Annotated in this window: 17 protein-coding genes and 1 pseudogene; 13 read left to right on the top strand and 5 right to left on the bottom strand. The window is 72.9% G+C overall.

Going from position 1 to position 22664, the window contains the following annotated elements; genetic code table 11:
• Position 1: 1 nt before the first annotated feature.
• A pseudogene (locus HGB44_RS16625) lies at positions 2 to 1514 on the bottom strand (PucR family transcriptional regulator).
• 275 nt (positions 1515 to 1789) lie between these two features.
• On the opposite strand from HGB44_RS16625, the gene HGB44_RS16620 reads away from it, so the two are divergent.
• On the top strand, positions 1790 to 3088 hold the full coding sequence (locus HGB44_RS16620) for an MFS transporter (protein WP_061079141.1): 1299 nt from the start codon (positions 1790 to 1792) through the stop codon (positions 3086 to 3088).
• A 106-nt stretch (positions 3089 to 3194) separates the two neighbouring features.
• Positions 3195 to 4808 (top strand): amidohydrolase, encoded by a 1614-nt coding sequence (locus HGB44_RS16615; protein WP_061079142.1) that lies wholly within the window; start codon positions 3195 to 3197, stop codon positions 4806 to 4808.
• Positions 4809 to 5006: 198 nt separating this feature from the next.
• On the opposite strand, the gene HGB44_RS16610 is transcribed toward HGB44_RS16615, so the two are convergent.
• Complete coding sequence (locus tag HGB44_RS16610) at positions 5007 to 6161, bottom strand: S1 family peptidase (RefSeq protein ID WP_061079143.1); 1155 nt, start codon at positions 6159 to 6161, stop codon at positions 5007 to 5009.
• A 659-nt stretch (positions 6162 to 6820) separates the two neighbouring features.
• Positions 6821 to 7966 carry a S1 family peptidase gene (locus HGB44_RS16605; protein ID WP_061079144.1) on the bottom strand — a complete coding sequence of 382 codons (1146 nt, stop codon included), beginning with the start codon at positions 7964 to 7966 and terminating at the stop codon, positions 6821 to 6823.
• Between the two features lie 812 nt (positions 7967 to 8778).
• Between HGB44_RS16605 and HGB44_RS16600 the strand changes: the two genes are divergently transcribed.
• The 6 genes from HGB44_RS16600 to HGB44_RS32470 all read left to right on the top strand — a co-directional run bounded on the left by HGB44_RS16600 (position 8779) and on the right by HGB44_RS32470 (position 15140).
• Positions 8779 to 8982 carry a ubiquitin-like protein Pup gene (locus tag HGB44_RS16600; protein ID WP_017564829.1) on the top strand — a complete coding sequence of 68 codons (204 nt, stop codon included), beginning with the start codon at positions 8779 to 8781 and terminating at the stop codon, positions 8980 to 8982.
• A 168-nt stretch (positions 8983 to 9150) separates the two neighbouring features.
• On the top strand, positions 9151 to 9993 hold the full coding sequence (gene prcB / locus HGB44_RS16595) for a proteasome subunit beta (protein ID WP_017564830.1): 843 nt from the start codon (positions 9151 to 9153) through the stop codon (positions 9991 to 9993).
• 54 nt (positions 9994 to 10047) lie between these two features.
• Positions 10048 to 10824 (top strand): proteasome subunit alpha, encoded by a 777-nt coding sequence (gene prcA, locus HGB44_RS16590; RefSeq protein WP_061079145.1) that lies wholly within the window; start codon positions 10048 to 10050, stop codon positions 10822 to 10824.
• A 112-nt stretch (positions 10825 to 10936) separates the two neighbouring features.
• Positions 10937 to 12295, top strand: coding sequence for a Pup--protein ligase (pafA, locus tag HGB44_RS16585; protein WP_017564832.1), 1359 nt, complete (start codon positions 10937 to 10939; stop codon positions 12293 to 12295).
• A gap of 152 nt (positions 12296 to 12447) precedes the next feature.
• Positions 12448 to 13551: an FKBP-type peptidyl-prolyl cis-trans isomerase gene (locus HGB44_RS16580; RefSeq protein ID WP_061079146.1), complete on the top strand. Its 1104-nt coding sequence runs from the start codon at positions 12448 to 12450 to the stop codon at positions 13549 to 13551.
• Between the two features lie 245 nt (positions 13552 to 13796).
• The gene (locus HGB44_RS32470; RefSeq protein WP_061079147.1) at positions 13797 to 15140 is read left to right on the top strand and encodes a methionyl-tRNA formyltransferase; all 1344 of its coding nucleotides are present in this window, start codon (positions 13797 to 13799) and stop codon (positions 15138 to 15140) included.
• A 220-nt stretch (positions 15141 to 15360) separates the two neighbouring features.
• On the opposite strand, the gene HGB44_RS16570 is transcribed toward HGB44_RS32470, so the two are convergent.
• A complete protein-coding gene (locus tag HGB44_RS16570) occupies positions 15361 to 16488 on the bottom strand; it encodes a DUF3866 family protein (RefSeq protein WP_061079148.1) in 1128 nt (375 codons plus the stop codon).
• 98 nt (positions 16489 to 16586) lie between these two features.
• On the opposite strand from HGB44_RS16570, the gene HGB44_RS16565 reads away from it, so the two are divergent.
• The 5 genes from HGB44_RS16565 to HGB44_RS16545 all read left to right on the top strand — a co-directional run bounded on the left by HGB44_RS16565 (position 16587) and on the right by HGB44_RS16545 (position 20838).
• Entirely contained in the window at positions 16587 to 18638 is a 2052-nt protein-coding gene (locus HGB44_RS16565) for a helix-turn-helix transcriptional regulator (RefSeq protein ID WP_061079149.1), read from the top strand.
• 60 nt (positions 18639 to 18698) lie between these two features.
• Positions 18699 to 18884 carry a hypothetical protein gene (locus HGB44_RS16560; protein WP_061079150.1) on the top strand — a complete coding sequence of 62 codons (186 nt, stop codon included), beginning with the start codon at positions 18699 to 18701 and terminating at the stop codon, positions 18882 to 18884.
• Between the two features lie 66 nt (positions 18885 to 18950).
• Complete coding sequence (gene tatA, locus HGB44_RS16555; RefSeq protein ID WP_061079151.1) at positions 18951 to 19307, top strand: Sec-independent protein translocase subunit TatA; 357 nt, start codon at positions 18951 to 18953, stop codon at positions 19305 to 19307.
• Positions 19308 to 19456: 149 nt separating this feature from the next.
• Positions 19457 to 20308, top strand: a complete 852-nt coding sequence (gene tatC, locus HGB44_RS16550; protein WP_061079152.1) for a twin-arginine translocase subunit TatC — start codon at positions 19457 to 19459, stop codon at positions 20306 to 20308.
• Between the two features lie 104 nt (positions 20309 to 20412).
• Positions 20413 to 20838 carry a DUF397 domain-containing protein gene (locus tag HGB44_RS16545; protein ID WP_061079153.1) on the top strand — a complete coding sequence of 142 codons (426 nt, stop codon included), beginning with the start codon at positions 20413 to 20415 and terminating at the stop codon, positions 20836 to 20838.
• Positions 20839 to 20992: 154 nt separating this feature from the next.
• Here the strand turns inward: HGB44_RS16545 and HGB44_RS16540 are convergent, their stop codons facing one another.
• Positions 20993 to 21970 (bottom strand): sporulation protein, encoded by a 978-nt coding sequence (locus HGB44_RS16540; RefSeq protein ID WP_061079154.1) that lies wholly within the window; start codon positions 21968 to 21970, stop codon positions 20993 to 20995.
• Positions 21971 to 22664: the final 694 nt, after the last annotated feature.

The following is a 22664-nucleotide window of genomic DNA, read 5'->3' as shown; positions in this document are numbered from 1 at the left end:
CTCAGGTGTGCCAGGCGCCGTCGCGGCAGCGCATCGGCTCCAGGCTCAGTGCGGTCCACAGCTCCAGGCGGGTGCGGGGCTCGTCCAGGCGGCGGCCCATGACCCGCTCGGCGGCGCGCAGCCGCGAGCGCAGGGTGTTGCGGTGCACGCCCAGGTCCCGGGCGGTCGCCTCCACCTGGGCGCTGTTGTCCAGGTAGTGGCGCAGGGTGTGCGCCAGCTCCGTGCCGTTGCGGGCGTCGTGGTCGCGCAGCCTGCCCAGGACGGCCTGGTCGAAGGCGCGCGCCCTCGGCCGGGACCGCGGAGCGCAGCAGTGCCCAGGCGTCGGTCTCGTCCACGTGCCGGTACCCCTGCGTCGCGGCCTGGCGCGCCCGGTCCACGGCCGAGGACAGGTCGTCGGGCCCCCGGGCGGTGCAGGCCCCGGCCGCGACCGGGCCCACGTCCGTGGCGGACAGCGCCGCGAACAGGCGTCTGCCCAGGCGGGGCGCGCTCCCTCTGTCGGGTAGGACGGCCACCAGCACGTCCTCCAGGGCGCACAGGCCGCCGTTCCGCGCGGCGTCGGTGTCGCCGAGAACGTCGGTCAGCGCGTCCGCCGCGTGGTCCAACAGCAGGGTGGGGGAGGGTCCCCGCAGGCACACCACCTCCCAGGGCGGGGCGGGCAGGGGCGGCGGCACCCGGGGCCGCCCCGTCACCGCGGCGAGCAGGACCGGGGCGCGTTCGCGGTACAGCGCCCGCCGGGCGTCGCGCGAGTGCAGCAGGTCCACAGCCAGCAGCGAGGCCGCGTGGTTGGCGAGCATCCGCACGTGCGGCGTCACCGGAGACGGGCAGCGCAGCGCCAGCCAGCCCAGCGTCCGCCCGGTCGGCCCCAGCGTCTGGAGGAGGACGCTCGCCTCCCCGTCGGCCAGCACCGTCATCCCGCGCGGGCGCCCCGCCAGGGCCGAGCGCACCAGCGCGTGCCAGGGGGGTTCGGTGTCGGGCACGGCCGCGCTCGTCATCCCGTTGCGGTCCAGCAGCAGTGACGCCCCTGAGGTGGCCGAGGACAGCTCGCCCATCACCCCGGCCGGGCCCGAGCGCAGCGACGCGCGCGCCATCGCGTCCTGCGCGGTGAGCACCCGGTGCTGCTCGCGCGTGCGCTCGGCCGCGTAGTGGTCGGCCACCGCCTCCACCACCGCGACGAAGGGGGTCTCACCCTCCACCCGCAGGATCGGCAGGCCCAGGGCGTCGCCCTCCTCCAGCACCTCGGACGGGACCTCGCGCGGCCACATGTCGATGGCCAACCCCAAGCCGGCGCATCCGGCCCCGTGCAGTCGGCGCACGTAGGCGCGGCGCGCCCGCTCGTCGGCGCCCAGCCCCAGTCCGACCGTCAGCACCAGCTCCCCGCCGCGCAGCCAGCGCACCGGGTCGTGCAGCTCGATCACGTGCGCCCAGCGGATCGCCCGGTCCAGGCCGGACCGCCCCGCCGCCACCCGCACCTCCAGGTCCGGGTCGGCCGTGATGTCGCGGACCGTGATCGCCAACGCCCCTCCTCCTGCCTCGCGGATTGTGCACAGTGCACATGTGTAACAGCTGGTGCGGTGCACACCGTCCCGGCGCTGATGACCTCGGAGTGTCTACGGTCACAACAACACCCGAACCACCGGTTGTGGTCTGCGGTGGCGCCCGTCCGCGACGTGTCAGCGGCGGGACCGCCGACCGCGGACGGGCCCCGCAACGGCGGCGCCACGCCGGTCCGAGGCATCCGCCGACCGGCCGTTCCGGTCCGGGGCCGCACCGAACGCGCAACGGAGTACACATGTCAGAGCGGACCGCCCCCACGTCCTCGCACCCCGCGCGTGCGGCCGTGGCGGCCTTCGTCGGCACCACCATCGAGTGGTTCGACTTCTACGTCTACGCCACGGCCGCCAGCCTGGTGTTCGGCACCCTGTTCTTCCCGCCCGGCACCGATCCGGTGGTCGGCCTGATGGCCTCCTTCGCCACCTTCTCGGTGGGCTTCTTCGCCCGCCCGCTGGGCGGCCTGGTCTTCGGCCACTTCGGTGACCGCCTGGGCCGCAGGTCCGCGCTGGTCATCACCCTGCTGATGATGGGCACGGCCACGTTCTGCGTCGGCCTGCTGCCCACCTACGAGCAGGCGGGGTTCCTCGCCCCGGCGCTGCTGGTCCTGCTGCGCTTCGTCCAGGGCATCGCCGTGGGCGGGGAGTGGGGCGGCGCCGTCCTGATGGCGGTCGAGCACGCCCCCGAGAACCGCAAGACCTTCTACGGCTCCTTCGCCCAGCTCGGCAACCCGGCCGGTGCGCTGCTGGCCACGGGCTCGTTCGGTCTCATCGCCGCCTGGGACGCCGACCTGCTCCACACCTGGGGCTGGCGCCTGCCCTTCCTCGCGTCGGTCCTGCTGGTCCTGGTGGGCCTGTTCATCCGCCTGAAGGTGGAGGAGTCCCCGGTCTTCGAGGCCATGCGCGAGGACGCCGACCAGCCGCGGGAGCTGCCGCTGCGCGAGGCCGTGCGCGGCTCCTGGCGCCCGCTGCTGCTGGGCATCGGCATCCTGCCGGTGGCCGTCGGCGGCTACTACGTCGTCACCACCTTCCTCCAGGCCTACGGCGTCACCGAGGTCGGCATCAGCGAGCAGGTCATCCTCAGCGGTCTGAGCCTGGCCGCGTTCGTCGAACTCGTCGCGACCCTGGGCGTGTCCTGGCTGGGCGACCGCTTCGGCACCGTCCGCGTCGTCACCATCGGACTGGTCGGCGTCATCGTGCTGGCGCTTCCCCAGTTCCTGGTGCTGGAGACCGGCAGCACCGTGCTGATCTTCGTGATGCTGTGCGTGATGCGCCTGGCCATGGCCGCGGTCTACGGGCCCATCGCCCGCGTGCTCGCCCAGATGTACCCGCCGCGCACCCGCTACACGAGCATCTCCATCGCCTACCAGGTCGCGGGGGCGGTCTTCGGCGGCCTGGCGCCGATCGTGTGCACCGCCCTGCTCGCCGCGACCGGCAGCATCCTGCCGGTGGCGGGCCTGCTCATGGCCATGGCCGTGGTGAGCATCCTGTGCCTGGCCAGGGCACCGCGCCACAGCGACACCGACCTCGTCGCCGTCTGAACCCCGACCCGTGTCCGCCGCGCGGCCCTCCGGGCGCCGCGCGTCCCCCCGCACCGCCGCCGGGCCGACCGGCCCGGCGCCAGTCCACCGAGGAGGAACCCCACCCGTGTCCGGTCTGCTCATCCACAACGCCAACGTCCTGACCATGGACGACGCCAACCCCCGGGCCCGCGCCGTGGCCGTGCGCGAGGGCCGGGTCCGCCTGGCCGCGGACACCGAGGCCGCCCGCGCCGCCGCGGGTCCGGGCGCGGTGGAGGTGGACGCGGGCGGACGGACCGTCCTGCCCGGGTTCATCGACCCGCACAACCACCTGCTGTCCACCGCCGAGTCGCTGGCCGCCGTCGACGCCGGGTACCCCCGGGTGGGCAGCGCCGCCGATCTGGTCGCCGTCATCGGCGCCGAGGCCGAGCACACCCCGCCCGGCCAGTGGATCCGCGCCTTCCACATGGACGACGCCAAGTTCCCGGGAGGGCGCCCCACCCGCCGCGACCTGGACGGGGCCACCGGTGAGCACCCGGTCATCGTCTACCACGTCTCGGGCCACCAGGCCGTGGTCAACTCCGCCGCCCTGGCCTGGAGCGGCATCGGCGAGGACGTCCCCGACCCGGCGGGCGGCTCCTTCGTCCGCGACGAGGGCGGGCGCCTGACGGGCATGGTCCTGGACTCGGCGATGGAACTGCTGCTGCCCCTGGCCGTGGACATCGGCTGCCACGGCCCCAACTTCCACACCGACCTGCCCGCCGAACAGCTCCTGGGCTGGCTGGCCGCGGCGGCCGCCCCCTACCTGTCGGCCGGGGTCACCACCGTGTGCGACCCGCAGGTCTCGGCCCGCGAGCTGCGCGTGTACCGGGCCGCCCGCGCGGCCGGGACCCTGCCGCTGCGCACGTTCGGCATGCCGCTGTCCCACCAGCTGGACGCGCTCACCTCCGCCGGGCTGGCCAGCCCCTTCGGCGACGACTGGCTGCGGCTGACCGGCATGAAGTTCTACTCCGACGGCACCCTGCTGGGCGGCACCGCCAAGTTCAGCGTCCCCTACGGCGAGCACGGCGAGTTCGCGGGCAGCCTCTACCATCACCCCGACCAGCTCGTGGACCTGGTCACGCGGGCCGCCGCCGAGGGCTGGCAGGTCGCCGTCCACACCCAGGGCGACGCGGCCATGGAGAACACCCTGGCCGCCATCGCCTCGGCCGCGCGGGTGTCGGGCCCCGACCCGCGCCCGCGCGTGGAGCACTGCGGCTACCCCACCCCGGAGCAGGCCAAGCGCTTCACCGACTACGGCGTCATCCCCGTCAACCAGCCCAACTTCCTGTACGACAGCGGCGGCGACTTCCTGCGCCGCCTGGGGGAGCGGGCCCACCGGCTCCAGCCCATGCGCGAGGAACTCGACCTGGGGCTGCGCCCGGTGCTCTCCAGCGACTCCTTCGTCTCCAGCCTGCGTCCGATGGACACCGTGGCCAACGCGGTGTGCCGCACCACCCGCGAGGGCGCGGCGATCGGCGTCGAACAGGCCGTCACCCTGCACGAGGCCCTGCGCGCCCACACCCTGGACGCCGCGCACGCGCTGGGCGTGGAGGACCGCCTGGGCGCGCTGCGCCCCGGCCACCTGGCCGACCTGGTGGTGCTGGACCGCGACGTGGAGTCCCTGCCCGCCGAGCGGCTGCGCGAGGTCGACGCGTGGATGACGGTGCTCGACGGCCGCGTCGTCCACCGCGCCCCCTGAGTCCTGGCCGGGGCGGCGCGCGGGGGCCGTGAGGCCGTGCCCGGCGGGCTTCCCTCCGGTCCCCGCCCGTTACCCGCCTTCGAGGTCCGTTCCCGGGCGCGGTGCCCGTCCGGTTCCGGTGCCGGAGGCCCCAGGCTCCGCACACGGGCGTCCCCCGCCCGCGCCTGCGCGCGGACGGGGGACGTGCGGGGGAGGGGGTCAGCTGGTGCGGATGCGAACGCCCCACGAGTTCACCATCGGCATGACCTCCTGGTAGTAGGTCGTGCCGCCGAAGGAGCAGTTGCCGGAGCCGCCGGAGGTGACGCCCTGGGCCTGCGAGCCGGAGATGAACGAGCCGCCGGAGTCACCGGGCTCGGCGCACACGTTGGTGCGGGTGAGCGAGTAGACGGTGCCCTGCGGGTAGCGCACGGTCTGGTTGCGGGCCTGGATGGTGCCGCAGTGCCAGCCGGTGGTGGAGCCGGAGCGGCACACGGCCGAGCCGGTCGGGGCCTGGCTGGTGCCGGTCACGGACTGGTAGCCGCCGGAGTTGTAGCGCGAGACCAGGTTGGTCAGGGTGAAGTTGGAGGTGCCGCGGACGAAGGCGGCGTCGTTGCCCGGGAAGACCGAGTTCTGGAAGGTGCCGCGGCCGTTGCCGATGGTCACGCCGGTGCCGACGGTGCCGCAGTGGCCCGCGGTGACGAAACCGGGCTGACCGGCGCTGTTGGTGGCCGGGAAGCCGACGGAGCAGCGGCCGCCCATGTAGTAGGCCAGGCCGCCGATGATGTCGGCGTAGACCTGCGGGGCCTCCTCGGACTCCTCCACCCGGACCGAGGAGGCGTCCACGCCGGCGTCGGCGAGCAGGGCGGCGACGTCGGCCTCAGAGCCCTCCAGCACCTCGACCACGACGGTGTCGCTCTCCACGTCCGGGTACCAGCCCACGACGCTCTCCGGGGCCTCGGCGCTGTTGAGGTCCTCCACGACCTCGGTCAGGCCCTCGGCGCCGTGGGAGACGACGGTGGCCTTGGCACCGGTGGCCTCGACCGCGTCGACGGCCGAGGAGTCGGTCACCAGCACGGTGAGTTCGAGGGTCTCGGTGTCGAACAGGGAGCCGCCGTAGGCCTCGCCCGCGGCCTCGGTGGCCTCGGCGTCGGTCTCGATGGCGGCTTCCTGCGCCGAGAGCAGCTCCTCGGCCTCGGCCGAGGAGAGGTCGAGGTCGCGCTTGAGCGCTTCCGCCATGCTGGCGGCGCTGTCGTCGGCGACGGGGGTCTGGGGGACGGGGGCGGGCGCCGCGAGGGCTCCGGGGGCCATGGACAGCGCCATGCCGAAGGCCAGGGCTCCTGTGCCCACGGCGGAGATGATGGTGGAGGGTCTCATGGGGGTCCCTACTCTCCAAGGGGGATAGACGGGGGATTCGGGGCTCTGCGTTCCTGTAGGAGCGGAAAGCCCCTTTCGGGCATCGAAGTTGATCCGATTCCCGAAATTCACCGAGACATCCGGTAAACGATCACCAACATAGGTGCACACTTTGACGCTGCAAAGACCCGTGTGGTGTGGATTCATTCAGAAGGACGCGGGATTGTCCCATGACCCTTCGTCTCGCGATGGCTACGCGTAGTCGCTCTGCGTGCGACCTTGCGCTTTTCGCGTTCGACCCGTGACGGAGCGAATCGGGACGGGTGCGTCAAGAGGGGTTTCCTGGCCGGATGCGGACAGCGGTACCGGGTGCCATCCGTAACACCACGGCTACAGGGCTGTAACTCCAAAGGTCAGGGGCGGCCCGCGCGGGCCTTCCGGTGGGGTCCTGCCCCGGGGAGGGCCGGGCGCGCGCGTGGCCGGACCCGGACACGCGGGGGGCTTGCGGGACGCCTGAGGCACCTGCGTGTGCGGCCCGGGGGCGTGGCCGCGACCGTGCGAAGCGCCCCCACACGAAGCGCCCCCCACACAAAGCGCCCCCCACACGAAGCGCCCCCCACACAACAAGGGCGCCCCCGCCCATATGCGTGGACGGGGGCGCCGTGGGCGCTACCGGAGCGCTAACCGGTCACCAGGGACAGCCCCCAGCTGCTCAGCAGGGGAGTGACCTCCTGGTAGTAGGTCGTGCCGCCGGAGGTGCAGTCGCCCGAGCCGCCGGAGGTGACGCCCTGGGCCTGCGAGCCGGAGATGAACGAGCCGCCGGAGTCACCGGGCTCCGCGCACACGTCCGTCCGGGTCAGGTCCTGGACCGTGCCCTGCGGGTAGCTCACCGTCTGGCCGCGGGCCTCGATGGTCCCGCAGTGCCAGCCGGTGGTCGAGCCGGAGCGGCACACCGCCGAGCCGACCGGGGCCTGGCTGGAGCCGGACACGGCCTGGGTGCCGCCGGAGTCGTACCGGCTGACCAGGTTGGTCACGTCCCAGTTGGAGGTGGCCGCGACGAAGGCGCCGTCGTTGCCCGGGAAGACGGACTCCTCGAACGTGCCGGAGCCGCTGCCGTCGGAGCTCTCGGCACCGGTGCCGACGGTGCCGCAGTGGCCCGCCGTCACGAAGCCGCCCGCGCCGGAGCCGTCGGTCACGGCGAACCCGACCGAGCAGCGTCCGCCGCCCATGTAGTACGCCTCGCCGCCGACGATGTCGGCGAACAGGCGCGGCGTCTCGCCGGTCTCCTCCACCTGGACGGCGGAGGGGTCCACACCCGCGGCCTCGATGAGGCCGTCGGCGCTGGCTCCCTCGGCGACCTGGACCACGACGGTGTCGTTCTCCACGTCCGGGTACCAGCCGACGACCCCTTCCCGGCCGCCGGTCTCGTTGAGCGCGTCGACGACCTCGGCCAGGCCCTCGGTGCCGTACGAGACCACGGTGGCCTCGGCGCCGGTGGCCTCGACCGCGTCGACGGCCGAGGCGTCGGTCACCAGCACGGTGAGTTCGAGGGTCTCGGTGTCGAACAGGGAGCCGCCGTAGGCCTCGCCCGCGGCCTCGGTGGCCTCGGCGTCGGTCTCGATCGCTTCTTCCTGCGCCGAGAGCAGCTCATCGGCCCCGAGCGGGGTGAGGCCGAGGTCTCTCTGCAGCGCTTCCATCATCGTCTGGGCCTCGCTCGCTGGCTCGGCCGGTACGGTCGCCGCACTGGCGCCCGGCGTCACGGAGAACGCCAGACCGAACGCGAGTGCGCCGGTGCCGATGGCGGAGATAGCGGGGGAGGGTCGCATAGATCCCTACTCTCCTTGGGGAACTGACGGGGGTTCGGGGCCCGACGCCCGCCGGCGAGGACGTCGGACCCCAGCGGGGGCCGTGCACAGGGCCCGACCCCACGATGTGCCTACCGAAGGCCCTGTCGCCAAGACACTCGGTAAACGAACACACACCATAAGTGCACAACCTGGATAGCGGAAGAGCGGACATCGGGGTCCGCCTTTCCAGGGATGGCAGGATCATCGGATGATCTAATGAATTGCAATATGTGACGCATGGTGATGATGTGTCTGACCTTGTGCTTCTCTGTCGTTATCGCTTCCGCAACACGGAAATGGAATTCTGGCAAGAGGTGTTGCGTGGCCGGATGCGGTCACCGGAACCGGGTGCCATCCGTGACCATGTGGACACGTAGGAGTAACCCCGAAGGTCAGGGCGGTGACCCGCGGGTAACTCCCGTGCGCAGGGCGAACAGCCGTACCTGTGGCGGCCCGGCCCGGCCCGGCCCGGCGCGGGTGCAGCGGTGCGGCGTGGGTTGGTGCGGGCCACCGCGGGCAGTGCGGGCTGGAAGGGGCCGACGCGGGCTCCCCGGGCGTCCGGCGCGGTCCGGGGGGAGCGGCGGCCCCGCGGCCCCGCCGAACCCTCGCGGCGCCGGCCGTGACACGCCCGGGCGCGGCGCACACGCGTACGAGCACGTGGGCGCGCACATGGGACGATCCGAGGTAACTAGCGAGTATCGGGCCCCGGGAAGGGGGTTGAGGCGCCCGGTGTTGGGCCAAGATAAGGGCAAGAGCCCCGAACGGGGAGCCCGAACGGGAGGTAACCGGCTATGGCGACGAAGGACACGGGCGGCCAGAAGCACGCCTCACGCCGTGACGAGGAGGTCGAGGAGACCGAGGCCTCGGCGGACGTTCAGGAGCGCAACGACCAACTGGACGAGGACGTCGACGACATCCTCGACGAGATCGACGACGTGCTGGAGAGCAACGCCGAGGACTTCGTCCGACAGTTCGTGCAAAAGGGCGGACAGTAGCCGTCCCGCGGCGGTTCGCTGACAGCGCACTCCAGCGCCGTCAGCCCCGCCGCGCGCAGGACTAGGGTCAGTTCCAACGGTCGGCGCACAGCCTGACCGCAGACAACAAGGACAACAGGCGCCCCACCCGCCCCCATACCGGGGTGGGGCGCGCGTGGAGGGAGTCGCGTGTTCGAAGGGTTCGAGGGCGGACGGTTGCCCGCCGCTTTCATGAGTGCGGGAACCTCGTCCTTCACCGAGTTTCTCAGTTCGGTCCGCCCCGAGATGCTGCCCGGACACAAGCTGCCCCCGGGCGGAGGGACCGAGCACCTCACCCCCGACGCCACGACCATCGTCGCACTGACCTTCCCCGGCGGTGTGCTCCTGGCGGGCGACCGCAGGGCCACGCAGGGCAACGTCATCGCCAACCGCGACATGGAGAAGGTCTTCCGCACCGACGAGTTCTCCGCCGTGGCCATCGCGGGTTCGGCGGGGTTCGGTATCGAGCTGGCCCGCCTCTACCAGGTCGAGCTGGAGCACTACGAGAAGATGGAGGGCCGCTCGCTCTCCCTCGAAGGTAAGGCCAACAAGCTCGCGCAGATGGTCCGCGGCAACCTCGGCCTGGCCATGCAGGGCTTCGTCGTCGTCCCGCTGCTGGTCGGCTACGACGAGAACACCGGACAGGGCCGCGTGTTCAGCTACGACGCCACCGGCGGCCGCTACGAGGAGCAGCGCTACCACTCCATCGGCTCCGGCTCGGTCTTCGCCAGGGGCTCGATCAAGAAGCTCTACCGCGAGGACCTCGACCAGACCGGCGCCGCCAGGGTCGCCCTGGAGGCCCTCTACGACGCAGCCGACGACGACTCCGCCACCGGCGGCCCCGACCTGCACCGCAAGATCTTCCCCCTCGTCGACGTCGTCACCGCGGACGGCCACCGCCGTCTGCCCGCCGAGGACGTCGCCCGCCTGGCGACCGAGGTGGTCCAGGGACGCGCGGCCGACCCCGACGGCCCCACGGCCACGCTGGGCTGAACCGGTCCCGTCCCACACCAGACATCTCCCGACTAGGTAAGGAAACGATCCGCGGTGTCGATGCCGTTCTACGTCGCCCCCGAACAGCAGATGAAGGACAAGGCGGACTACGCGCGCAAGGGCATCGCGCGCGGCCGCAGCGCCGTCGTCCTGCAGTACGAGGGTGGGATCCTCCTGGTGGCGGACAACATGTCCCGCACCCTGCACAAGATCAGCGAGCTCTACGACCGGATCGGCTTCGCCGCCGTCGGCCGCTACCCCGAGTTCGAGAACCTGCGCCTGATGGGCGTGCGCTTCGCCGACGTGCGCGGGTACCAGTACGACCGCCGCGACGTCAGCGGGCGCCAGCTCGCCAACATCTACGCCCAGACCCTGGGCACCGTCTTCAGCGAGAGCCTCAAGCCCTGGGAGGTGGAGATCGTCGTCGCCGAGGTCGGCGACACCTCCGCCGAGGACGAGATCTACCGCATCACCTTCGACGGCTCCATCGTGGACGAGCAGGGCTTCGTGGCCGTGGGCGGTTCCTCCGAGCACGTGTCCGGCGTGCTCAAGGACCGCTTCGCCGCCGACGCCCCCCTCAGCGCCGCCCTCAACGCGGCCACCCACGCCCTGGCCAGGGAGAACGGCGAGGAGCGCGAACTGGAGGCCACCAACCTGGAGGTCGCGGTCCTGGAGCGGTCCAGGGAGCACCGCAAGTTCCGCCGCATCCACGGCCAGCGCCTGACCGACCTCATCGAGGAGGGCAGGGCGGCCGGCGGCACCGCGTCCGGCGGCGCCACCGGAAGCACCGGAAGTACTGGAAGCACCACCGCGGGCGGGACCGACGAGTGACCTGGAAACGATGATCACGGTGCGGCGCTCCCGAGGCGCCGCACCGGCCGGGCGGGTGTGGACGGCGCGGCCCCGTCGTCCACACCCCGGTGAGGGAAGTTGGTGAGGCCGCGTGGAACGACGGATCTTCGGGCTGGAGAACGAGTACGGGGTCACGTGCACCTTCCGTGGACAGCGCCGCCTGTCCCCGGACGAGGTCGCCCGCTACCTCTTCCGCAGGGTGGTCTCCTGGGGGCGCAGCAGCAACGTGTTCCTGCGCAACGGCGCCCGCCTGTACCTGGACGTGGGCAGCCACCCCGAGTACGCCACCCCCGAGTGCGACAGCCTCGTGGACCTGGTGGCCCACGACAAGGCCGGAGAGCGCATCCTGGAGGGGCTGCAGGTCGACGCCGAGCAGCGCCTGCACGAGGAGGGCATCGCCGGGGACATCTACCTGTTCAAGAACAACACCGACTCGGCGGGCAACTCCTACGGCTGCCACGAGAACTACCTCGTGGGGCGGCACGGCGAGTTCGGACGCCTGGCCGACGTGCTCATCCCCTTCCTGGTCACCCGCCAGATCATCTGCGGCGCAGGAAAGGTGCTCCAGACCCCCCGCGGAGCCCTGTTCTGCGTCAGCCAGCGCGCCGAGCACATCTGGGAGGGCGTCTCCTCGGCCACCACGCGCTCGCGCCCCATCATCAACACCCGGGACGAGCCGCACGCGGACGCCGAGCGCTTCCGGCGCCTGCACGTCATCGTCGGCGACTCCAACATGAGCGAGACCACCACCCTGCTCAAGCTGGGCTCCACCGACCTGGTGCTGCGCATGATCGAGGCCGGGGTGGTCATGCGCGACTACACGCTGGAGAACCCGATCCGGGCCATCCGCGAGGTCAGCCACGACATGACCGGCCGCCGCAAGGTGCGCCTGGCCAACGGGCGCGAGGCCAGCGCGCTGGAGATCCAGCGCGAGTACCTGGACAAGGTGCAGAGCTACGTCGACCGGCACGGCACCGACGCCACCGGCAAGCGCGTCCTGGAGCTGTGGCAGCGCACCCTGGAGGCGGTCGAGACCCAGAACCTGGAGACCGTCTCGCGGGAGATCGACTGGGTGGCCAAGTACCTGCTGCTGGAGCGCTACCGCGACAAGCACGACCTGTCCCTGTCCTCGCCGCGGGTGGCCCAGCTCGACCTGACCTACCACGACATCCACCGCGACCGCGGGCTGTTCTACCTGCTCCAGGCCCGCGGCCAGATGGAGCGGGTGGTCGGCGACCTGAAGATCTTCGAGGCCAAGTCGGTGCCGCCGCAGACCACGCGGGCCCGGCTGCGCGGCGAGTTCATCCGACGCGCCCAGGAGCAGCGCCGCGACTTCACGGTGGACTGGGTGCACCTCAAGCTCAACGACCAGGCCCAGCGCACGGTGCTGTGCAAGGACCCCTTCAAGTCGGTGGACGAGCGGGTGGAGAAGCTCATCGCCGGTATGTAGGACTTCCGGTCCACTGCTCCCGGAGCCCCGTCCGGCGGTCGAAGACCGTCCGAGGCGGGGCTCCGGTGTTCGTGGTGTTCCGGGGGGTGGTTACGGTCCTTCTTTTCGGTAGTGTGACTCTGTCCCAAGCCGGAAATCAGAGGTTGTGACCCATGCACCGACGTGCTGCCGCCCTCGCGGTGCCGCTGACCGCGATCGCCCTGGCGGTCTCAAGCTGCGGAAACATCCCCGAAGAATGGCGTACTCCCGCCTTCATGCGTATGGGGGAGGACCAGCTCGACCCGCGGCTTCCCGACGTCACCGGCGAGGTCGGTGAGGAACCGGAGGTCGCCTTCCCCGACGAGGAGCCCCCGACCGAGCAGCTCTCGGGCGTCGTCGAGGAGGGCCCGGGCGAGAACGAGCTGGTGCGCGCCGACGACCTCCTGATCGCCAACGTCGTCCAGTACCAGTGGACCGGTCCCGGCGAGGGCGAGCCCGTCGAGGGACAGTCCAGCTACGAGACCGGAGCCCCGGACCTCATCCGCATGGAGCAGATGCCCGAGGAGATCAGCGACGTGCTGGTCAGCCAGCCGGTCGGCAGCCGGGCGGTGTACGTCTTCCCGCCGCTCACCGAGCAGGAGCGCCAGCAGGCGGAGATGTCGGGCCAGCCCGTCCAGGAGGGCGCGAGCGTCCTGGTCATCGACCTGATGGACCGCTTCAACAAGGGTTCGGTCGTGGAGGGTGAGCAGGTCACCGACGGCGGCGACGGCCTGCCCACGGTGACCCAGGAGGGACACAGCGAGCCCACCATCGAGATCCCCGACACCGACCCCCCCGAGGACCTGGAGACCGTCCCGCTCATCGAGGGCGACGGCCCCGAGGTCGAGGAGGGCCAGCAGGTCATCGTCCAGTACAGCGGTGTGCGCTGGGAGGCCGACGAGGACGGCGAGCACCCGGTGTTCGACTCCACCTGGAGCCGCGGCGGCGACCCCTTCGACACCACGATCGGCGCGGGCGCGGTCATCCAGGGCTGGGACGAGGGCATCGTCGGCCAGCCGGTCGGCAGCCGCCTGATGCTGGTCGTACCCGGTGACATGGCCTACGGCGAGACCGCGGAGGAGACCGGGGGAGCCCCCGCCGGGACGCTGGTCTTCGTCATCGACGTCCTGGGCGCCTACGACAACCCGCCGCCCGCCGAGCCCGCCGAGGGCGAGGGCGCCGACGGCGAGGAGGCCGCGCCGGAGGAGTCCCCCGCGCCCGAGGAGGGCGGGGAGTAGCCCTTCCGGCACGTGCGTGTACGCCCGGGACCGGGGAGCGGTCCCCGGCGGACCCGAGCGCGTACACGCGTGCACACCCGGACAGCCGGACACCGGACGCCCCCGCGGGGAGGAACCCGCGGGGGCGTCCGCGTGCCCGGCGCGGGTGGTGCCCGGGCGGACACGCCCGGGTACCGCGTTCCACTGCCGTTCCCCGACCGGTGCGTAGAGTCGAATCCATCGGTGGACGGGCGAGGGGGAGGCTCATGTCAGACCGTCGGCGCTACTGCTACGTCTCCGGGCTGGGCCTCGGTGTCCCGGCGCTGGAGGAGCTGTGCGCCCGAGGCTTCCCGCCGAGCCTGGTGGTGTCCCATCCGGCCGAGTTCGCCCACTGCTCCGGCTACCTCGACTACGGCGCCCTCGCCGGTCGGCTCGGTGTGCCGCACCTGCGCGCCGACCTCGGCTCGGGCGAGGTGCGCGAGGCGCTCACCGCCCACGGCATCGACCTGATGGTCGTCGCGGGCTGGTCGGGGAGTATCCCGGGGGAGGTCGTGTCCTCCCTGGCGCTGGGCGGGGTCGGACTGCACCCGGCGCCGCTGCCCGTCGGCCGCGGCCGGGCGCCCATCCCGTGGACGATCCTGCGCGACATGCGCTCCAGCGCGGTCACCCTCTTCCACCTCGACGGGGAGGAGCACAGCGGCGACATCGTCGACCAGGCCTGGTTCGACGTGGCCCCGGACGCCACCGCCGCCGGTCTGTACGAACGCGTGGGGCGCCTACAGGCGGACCTGCTCGTGCGCCACGTGGAGGGGCTGCTGGAGGGCACCGCGCCCCGGCGGCCGCAGAGCGGCCACGCGTCGGTGTGGCCGCGCCGACGCCCCAGCGACGGCCGCCTCGACCTCACCGCCTCCGGAAGCGACGTGGACCGGATGGTGCGCGCGCTGGCCGAGCCCTACCCGGGGGCGTTCGCGATGTTCGGCAGCGCCCGGATCACACTGTGCTCGGGACGCCTGGTCGGCGGGGTCCCCGGCGGGGCGCCCGGGCAGGTGGTCGCGACCGGTCGGGGACGGGAGTGGGGGATCACCTGCGGGGACGGGTCCGTGTTCGTGCCCGAGGTGCTGCGGGTGGACGAGGGGGTGCGCGCCCGGCCGACCTCGCTGGCCATGTTCCGGCCCGGGACCTTCTTCGAGGCCCCCTCCCAGCACATGCTGGAGGGCACCCGGCGGGCGCCCCTGCCCGGTCAGGCGCCGAGCGGGCCTCACAGGGACGTGCCCGCGGCCCGGACGGCGCCGGAGGCGCGGGCCTCGGAACCCCGGAGCCCGGGGGCGGGGGACGCGAGCCCGGAGGCCTCGGTGGAGGGGACTTCGGAGGCGGACGTGGCAGGGGCGCCGGGGACGTCGGGGGCGGCCGGGGAAGACGGGCGCGGTCCGGTCCGCGGCCCTGCCGACAGGGCGTCGGGGACACCGCAGGCGGCCGGGGCGGAGGTTCCGGAGGCGCGGGCCTCGGAGCAGGTCTCGAAGCCCCGGAATCCCGAAGCCCAGGCGGGGGGCGGTGCGAACCCCGAACCCGGGATCGTGACGGGTGACCCCAGCCCGGCCGACCAGCGCTGAGGCGGGCCGGACCCCGGAGACCCGCGGCCCGGGACCCGCGTCCTGGCACTCGTCAAGCGGGGCGGGGCGCACCGGAGGCCGGGCAGCACGAGGCGGGCGGGCAGCACGAGGTGGGCGGGGCGCGAGCGCCCTCTTTATCAGGGTAGAAGCCCGGCCCCATCCCGGACCAGGGCGCTCTGGAACCTGTGGACAACCCGCCCGCGCCGCTCTTGGCCCGCGCCTACAGCAGCGCGGCCGCGTGGCGGCCCGCCGCAGCGGCGCTCAGGAAGGCCGCACGGTCCTCCTCCAGGCCCCGGCCCATCGTCGACACCTTCACCGGAAGCGTCCGCACCGCCTCCTCCAGCCCCTCCACGCCCACCTCCACCAGGGTGTGCCGCTCGCCCAGAACCCCGGCCTGGACGCGCACGCGCTCACCGAACACCCCCGGCAGCAGCGGCACCACCACCTCCGCCCGCGCCAGCGCCACCCGCCCGTAGGCGGTCAGGCTGTGGTGCGACACCCCCCGGTGCCGCTCGCGCGCGTCGGCCTCGCTCACCCGCAGCGACGCCACCGGACGCCCGCCCAGCACCGCCGCCGCGTTCACCGCCTCACCGCACGAGACACCCGAGAACCCCCACGGGGTCCCGGTGCCCAGGTTGCCCGGGCCCTGGCACACCACCGCCACGTCCGCGCCCAGCACGTGCCGGGCGGCCAACAGCCCCGAGTGCACGGTCACCGCCTCCAGGTCACCGCCGAAGGACTGCCCCGTGGTCACGCACCCCGCCAGCAGCCCCTCCTCGCGCAGCGCGCCCACCAGCCGCGAGAACGCCGCGGGCAGCGCGCCCCCGTCCAGCATCACGTGGACGATCCGCGCCCCCGGCCGGTGCGCGCGCACCCCCGCCACCACGGCGGGCAGCGCCGAGTGCAGGTCGGCCACCACCACCGGCATGCCGTCCACGCCCTCGGCCGAGCGCAGCACCTCGTGGTGGGGCGAACCCTGCTCGTCGGCGCCCAGCACGGTGGCCTGCAACGGCGTGTAGCGGGCCTTGACCAGGTGGCCGGGCCCCTGGGGGTCGGCGGGCAGCCGGTCGGGCACGGCCGCCACCAGCGCGTACCCGCCCGTCCCCAGCCCCAGGTCCAGGGCGCCGGTGTTGAGCAGCACGGTGTCGCCCGCCTCGGGCGAGCCCACCAGGTCGGTGTAGGCCAGCGCGCGGCATGTCACCTCCCCGCCCGCTCCCGAGGCCTCGCGGCCTCTGGCGCCTCCTCTGCCGTCCGCTTCGCCCACGGGCTCCAGCGCCACCGCGCACAGCACGACCCCCGGCCAGGAGGGGAGGATCTGACGGACTTCACCACGGCGCCACCGGATCATGCAAGGCACGGTACCGTCGTTGCTGAACCGGTGCCCGGGCGACGCGCCAGCGTCAGCCGCCGCCGGTCCATCCACCACGGGCGAGAAGGGTGCGGACGATGTCGCGCAGGAAGACGGAACGACAGCTGAACCTGGTCATCTGTCTGTTGTCCACGCGCCGCCACCTGACCGCTCAGGAGATCAGGAAGACGGTGCACGGTTACGCCGAGGCGGAGACCGAGTCGGCCTTCAAGCGCATGTTCGAGCGCGACAAGCGCGAACTGCGCGACAGCGGCATCCCCATCCAGGTGGGCACCGGCGACGCCATCAGCGGCGAGGAGGGCTACCGCATCTCGCGCTCCGACTACGAGCTGCCCGAGATCGAACTCCTGCCCGACGAGGCCCTCGTGCTGGGCCTGGCCGCCCGCGCCTGGCGGCACGCCTCCCTCGGCGAGGCCGCCGCCAACGCCCTGTTCAAGCTGCGCTCCGCCGGGGTCCCCGTCGACAGCGAGGCCGCCCCCGGCCTCACGCCCGCCATGCGCACCGACGAGCCCTCCTTCGGACCCGTCTGGCAGGCCGTGCGCGACCGGCGCCCCGTCTCCTTCGCCTACCGCAAGCCCGGCCAGACCGAGGCCGAGACCCGTGAGATCGAACCCTGGGGCATCGTCAACCTGCGCGGCCACTGGTACGTGGTCGGCCACGACCGCCTGCGCGACGCCCGCCGCGTCTTCCGCCTGGGCCGCATCCGCGGCGAGGTGACCGTCCTGCGCGGCGGCCCCGACATCGTCGTCCCGGAGGGGGTGGACCTGCGCTCGGTGGTCGCGGGCCACAGCGCCGAGTCCGAGCGCACCGCCGTCCTGCGGGTGCGCACCGACTCCGCGCACGCCCTGCGCCGCAGCGCCCTGCGCGTGGTGCCCGGCGAGCGCGACGGCTCCGGCGTCGGCTGGGACACGCTCACCCTGCCCTACACCGACACCCCCGACCTGGTGCGGCGCGTGGCCTACTTCGGCTCCAACGCGGTCGTCGTCGAACCCGTCGGCGCCCGCGAGGCCATGGCCGCGCACCTGAGGGCCACCGCCGAGACCGCCCCCGCCGCCGATGCCGGCGACGGCCCCGGTTCCGCGGAGGAGGACGAGGCCCCCGCCCGGGGGCCCCGCTCCGCCGACCAGCTGCGCCGTCTGCTGATGCTCGTCCCCTACGCGCTGGGCCGTGACGTGCGCGTGCCCGAGGTGGCCAGCCACTTCGGGCTCAGCGAGAAGCAGGTGGTCGCCGACCTCAGCCTGCTGTGGATGTGCGGTCTGCCCGGTTACACCCCCGGTGACCTCATCGACGTCGACCTCGACGCGGCCAAGGAGACCGGCGAGATCATCATCGCCAACGCCGACACCCTCGCCCAGCCGCTGCGCCTGACCGCCGACGAGGCGGCCAGCCTGGTCGTGGGCCTGTCCCTGCTGGAGGCGCTGCCCGAGACCGGGGGCCTGGAGACCGGCGCCCTCAAGCGGGTGGGCGAGAAGCTGCGCGCCGCCGCGGGGGCCGCCCTGGGCTCGCTGGCCGACTCGGTCCAGGTGCGCCTGGAGGGTGACGCGCAGGTCGCCCAGACCCAGCGCCGCTGCGCCGACGCCCTGGAGGCGGGCCAGCGCCTGCACCTGCGCTACCTGTCGGGCTACCTGGACCAGGTCACCGAGCGCGACGTGGACCCGATGGGCCTGGTGGTCCAGGACGGCTACCCCTTCCTGGAGGGCTACTGCCACCTGCGCAGGGACGTGCGCCTGTTCCGCCTGGACCGGGTCCTGGAACTGACCGTGCTGCCCTTCGCCGCCGAGGTGCCCGCGGGGGTGGGCCGCCGCGACCTGTCCGGGGGCGTCCTCCAGCGCTCGGAGCGCGACGCCCTGGTCGTCCTGGACCTGGAGCCCGCGGCCCGCTGGGTGACCGAGGACTACGTGTGCGAGTCGGTGGCCGAGCTGCCCGGGGGAGGGGTCCGCGCCACCCTGCGCACCCCCGCCCCGGCGTGGGTGGTGCGGCTGGCGTTGCGCCTGGGACAGCAGGGGCGCGTGGTGTCTCCCGTGGCGCTCGCCGAGGAGGCCCGGGCCGAGGCCCGCCGTGCGCTGGAGCACTACGGGACGCCCCAAACCTCCGCGAAATTGGTCGAGACCACTTCGTCGCCCGAGTGAGGCCCAGACGTTCACCCCGGGGCAGGGGACAGTTCGGGTCGGAAGGGATAAGGTTGCAGCGTGATCGTCCTCGCTGTCCTGTTCGGTGTGGTCGCGGCCGGACTCGTCGCCATCGGTGCCCTCGTGCTGCGCGCACGCCGCGCGGCGGGGGTGCTGTCCCGAGCGGTGGCACGGGCGTCGGACGAGTACCGGGCGAACAGCGCTGACCTGCGTGAGCGCGTCGGCCGCGGCGGTACGGGGCCGTGACAGCCCCGCGCCCGGATGCGCGTACCATCGAAGGCGCTTGGCCGCGCCCCACAGAGAGGTAGAACCATGGGACCGTTCAACGGACCTACCATCGCCATCCTCATCGTCCTGGCGATCCTGCTCTTCGGAGCCAAGAAGCTTCCGGACCTGGCCCGCTCCCTGGGGCGCAGCGCGCGCATCCTCAAGGCCGAGACCAAGGGCATGGTCGACGACAACAACGAGTCCGAGGAGAACGCGGACACCCGCGCCCAGGCTCACGACCAGCAGGCCTCCCAGCAGAACACGCACGGGCAGCCCCAGCAGCAGGGTTACCCGCAGCAGCAGCCGCAGCAGCCCCAGCAGCAGGGCTACCCGCAGCTGCCCCCCGGCCAGCGCATCGTCGACGAGTCCGGTGAGACCACGCACCGCACCTACGGCAACTAGGTTCCCGGAGGCCGCGGAGCGACGCGCGCCAGCTCCGCCCGCCCCGGAGTCCAGGGCCCTGACGCCGACCGGCACGGGGCCGCAGGAGACGACGAGAGAGTGACCGCACGATGAGGGCACGAAGCCGGGCCACCAACCCCGAGGCCCGGATGCCGCTCATGGACCACCTGCGCGAGCTGCGCAACCGTCTGGTGAAGGCGATGATCGCCCTCGCCCTGGGCGCGGTGGTCGGCGTCCTGACCGACGACTGGGTGTGGGACTTCCTGGTGGAGCCCTACTGCTCCCTGCCCGTGTCCCAGGTGAGCGGCCCCGACGACTGCTCCCTCATCGTCACCGGGCCCTTCGACGCCTTCTTCGTCTCGATGAAGATCTGGCTCTTCGTCGGCGCCCTCGTCTCCGCTCCGTTCTGGCTGTACCAGCTGTGGGCCTTCGTCGCCCCGGCCCTGCACGGGCGCGAGAAGCGCTACGCCTACATCTTCGCGCCGCTGGCCGCGATCCTGTTCGTCGCGGGCGCGATCCTGGCGTACTACATCACCTCGTACGCGCTGACGATGCTCTTCGGGTTCCTGCCCGAGGACGCCGACCCCTTCCTCACCATCAGCGAGTACCTCAACTACATGCTCATCATGATGGGCATGTTCGGCCTCGGCTTCGTGCTGCCGCTGCTGGTGGCACTGCTCAACATCCTGGGGATCCTGCCGCACGAGGCCATCGCCAAGTGGCGCCGCGTCATCATCTTCACGGTGTTCGTGATCGCGGCCGTCATCACCCCGGCCGAGCCGATCTCCATGCTCGCCCTGGCCGTTCCGCTCATCGTCCTCTTCGAGGCGGCCGAGCTGTTCGCCTTCCTCAACGACCGGCGCAAGAGGCGCGACGACCCCTACGCCGACCTGGACGACGACCAGATCTCCGAGCTGGACGAGACGCCCTCCGAGCTGGACGAGACCCCCTCGCCGTTGGACGGCCCCGACGTGGGCGAGGAGAGCGGAAGGCGCTCCTGAGCCCCTCCGGCACACGCTAGGGTCGGGCGGTGGGACAGGCCGCGGCGCTGTCCCGTCGGTCCGGGGACCCCGGCCGACGCCGGTTGCTGGGAAGAGGAAGTGCGATGAGCGAGCGGACCGAGACCGAGCGGGAGCTCCCGCCCGAGGCCATGGGCAACGAGAAGTGGCACGACACCACCGACGCGGTCTGGATGCGGTCCTCCCTGTCCAAGGAGGAGTCCGAGGCCGTGGTCGAGGTCGCCACCTTCGATGACGGCTTCCGCGCGGTGCGCGACGGCAAGTCTCCCGAGAAGGGCACCCTGTTCTTCACCCCCGCCGAGTGGGAGGCCTTCGTCCTGGGCGCCCGTGACGGCGAGTTCGACATCCCCGAGGAGTACCTCACCGAGGAGGAGCGCCGCATCCAGCGCGGTGAGGTCGACACCGAGGTGGCCTGGGTGCCCTCGCCGCTGAACACCCCCCGGGCGATGGAGGAGTACCACCGCCGCCAGCGCGAGGAAGCCGAGCGGAACGACGCGGAGAGCCCCGAGTAGGAGCGGCCCGCCCGTACGCCGGGCACCGCCAGCGCGGCGGCGCCCGGCGCGCGCGGAGCGGGGCGTGCGCCAGGCCGGGAGCCGGATCGGAGCCCGGCCCCGAAACGGTCCCCGCGGTGGCGCGGGGCCCGGCGAGTCACCCCTCCTCCGGTGCCTACTCCACTTCCTCCACTTCCTCCACCTCTTCTGCCTCCTCGGGCTCCTCCTCGTCGCCCTCGAACGCGTCGCCGATCTCGTCCACGACCTCGGCCGCCACGTAGCCCGCCGCGAGGCCGCCCGCGACACCGAGTGCGACCCCGCCGACGGCGCCGAGCATGCCGCCGCCCTCCTGCTCCTCCTCGTGTCCGGGGTGGCCGGAGAACCCGCGGCGCCGGTACAGCGCCTGCCCGATCCACTCGTCCACCGCCCGCGTCCAGTCGGTGTGGTCGGCGTTGGAGTGCTCGGCCCGGAACCAGCTGGGGGCGGCGCCCTCCGAGAACCCCTCGGCGTGGCGGTCGAAGAAGAAGCCCACCGCGACGCCCGCGGGGTCGGCGGCGAAGAGGACCTCCACCTCACCGACCTCGTGCGCGTGGTGCTCGGAGGGGTGGAACACCAGGGTCTGGAGGAACGCGGCCTCCTCGTGGGGCCCGGGCGGCGGCCCGCCCTCCACCCGCACCCCCGCGAACACGGCCCCCAGCCGCAGCATCGCCTCCAGCACGCGCTCCTGGACCGGCAGCGGATGGATGTGGACGCGGTCGAGGTCGCCTTTGTCAGCGGCCCCGTCGACGACCACCTCGGTACGCAGTCCCGCGGAGACACCGGGCAGCGGCGAGCCCCCGGCCTCGGTGACGGGCGCCTGCCAGGGGATCGGGTGGCTGAAGGGGATCGACAGGTGCTCCCCGGCGTCCAGGCTCACGCCCGCCGCCACGGGGACGCGGGTGCACTCCGCGCCGCCGGTGGCCTCCCCCTCCTCGTCCTCGGTCTGGACGACCAGCACGAGGACGATCTCGGCGATGTCGGTGCGGCTTCCGCCGCCCGTGAGCTCGACGCTGCCCTCCAACAGGTCTCCGGGCCGGGTGTGGGGGTGCGGCAGGACGGTGTCGACGGTGGGTCCGTCGGCACCGAAGGCGGCGAGCAGGCGTTTGAGGACCATGGTTTCCTTCCGGGAGGCGTCGTGTGCGCCGCGGCGCGCTGGCGGCCGGTGCGCTGGTGTCGCCCGCCCAACGCGGGCACGGTACGCGCCGGTTCCGCGGGGGCCGGGAGCGGACTTCGCGGGAGGGCTTTGGGTGCGTCCGCAAAACACACCCGTGCGCAGTGTGGCCGGGACCGGGCCCAGCACGGCCGGGTTCGGGCAGGGGCCAGGCCGGCTCCGGGCGCGGAGTGCCCGCCGACGGCGCTGGTGGAACCGGTGCGCCCCACAGGTCCACGGTGGTCCTCGCCGTGTCCGGGCCGGGCGGCTGTGGCCTGGCCGATGTCGTTTGGTGCGGACCGCAACACGGCTGTCCCACTTCCGTGCCGGGCGTGCGGCACGGACCCTGGGCGGGATTGGTCAGGGGGTGTGGCGGCCCGCGTGGCCGACCTGGCGTTGTCCCGATCCTGTGGCCGTTCCGACGAGTAAGGTCACGGCCTTCCGTGAGCCGTGCCCGGGTGGTTCTCCGACCCCGGAGGTGCGTGATGGTGCGTTTTCTGACCGCGCTCTGCCTGGGCGGGTGCCTGGGCGGGTGTCTGGGCGGGTGTCTGTGCGGGTGGCTGAGGTGGCGTCGGCATCAGCTGCCGCGCGGTGGTCCGGGAGGGCGTTCAACGGTGGGGGTTCGGGGGTGGTGGGGCTTTGCTGCGTTGGCAGCAAA

It is taken from the genome of Nocardiopsis alborubida (assembly GCF_012396365.1).
Classification (GTDB): domain Bacteria; phylum Actinomycetota; class Actinomycetes; order Streptosporangiales; family Streptosporangiaceae; genus Nocardiopsis; species Nocardiopsis alborubida.
Note: the sequence above shows the minus strand (reverse complement) of the source record. Positions and strands in the feature narration are given on the sequence as shown.

What these genes read in the sequence shown, in the direction of transcription:
- HGB44_RS16600 (WP_017564829.1), top strand. Translation starts at nt 8,779, where the DNA reads ATGGCGACGAAGGACACGGGCGGCCAGAAGCACGCCTCACGCCGTGAC.
- tatA (WP_061079151.1), top strand. Translation starts at nt 18,951, where the DNA reads ATGGGACCGTTCAACGGACCTACCATCGCCATCCTCATCGTCCTGGCG.
- HGB44_RS16565 (WP_061079149.1), top strand. Translation starts at nt 16,587, where the DNA reads ATGTCGCGCAGGAAGACGGAACGACAGCTGAACCTGGTCATCTGTCTG.
- HGB44_RS16570 (WP_061079148.1), bottom strand. Translation starts at nt 16,488, where the DNA reads ATGATCCGGTGGCGCCGTGGTGAAGTCCGTCAGATCCTCCCCTCCTGG.
- HGB44_RS16610 (WP_061079143.1), bottom strand. Translation starts at nt 6,161, where the DNA reads ATGAGACCCTCCACCATCATCTCCGCCGTGGGCACAGGAGCCCTGGCC.
- HGB44_RS16580 (WP_061079146.1), top strand. Translation starts at nt 12,448, where the DNA reads ATGCACCGACGTGCTGCCGCCCTCGCGGTGCCGCTGACCGCGATCGCC.
- HGB44_RS16540 (WP_061079154.1), bottom strand. Translation starts at nt 21,970, where the DNA reads ATGGTCCTCAAACGCCTGCTCGCCGCCTTCGGTGCCGACGGACCCACC.
- HGB44_RS16545 (WP_061079153.1), top strand. Translation starts at nt 20,413, where the DNA reads ATGAGCGAGCGGACCGAGACCGAGCGGGAGCTCCCGCCCGAGGCCATG.
- tatC (WP_061079152.1), top strand. Translation starts at nt 19,457, where the DNA reads ATGCCGCTCATGGACCACCTGCGCGAGCTGCGCAACCGTCTGGTGAAG.
- HGB44_RS16605 (WP_061079144.1), bottom strand. Translation starts at nt 7,966, where the DNA reads ATGCGACCCTCCCCCGCTATCTCCGCCATCGGCACCGGCGCACTCGCG.
- HGB44_RS32470 (WP_061079147.1), top strand. Translation starts at nt 13,797, where the DNA reads ATGTCAGACCGTCGGCGCTACTGCTACGTCTCCGGGCTGGGCCTCGGT.
- HGB44_RS16620 (WP_061079141.1), top strand. Translation starts at nt 1,790, where the DNA reads ATGTCAGAGCGGACCGCCCCCACGTCCTCGCACCCCGCGCGTGCGGCC.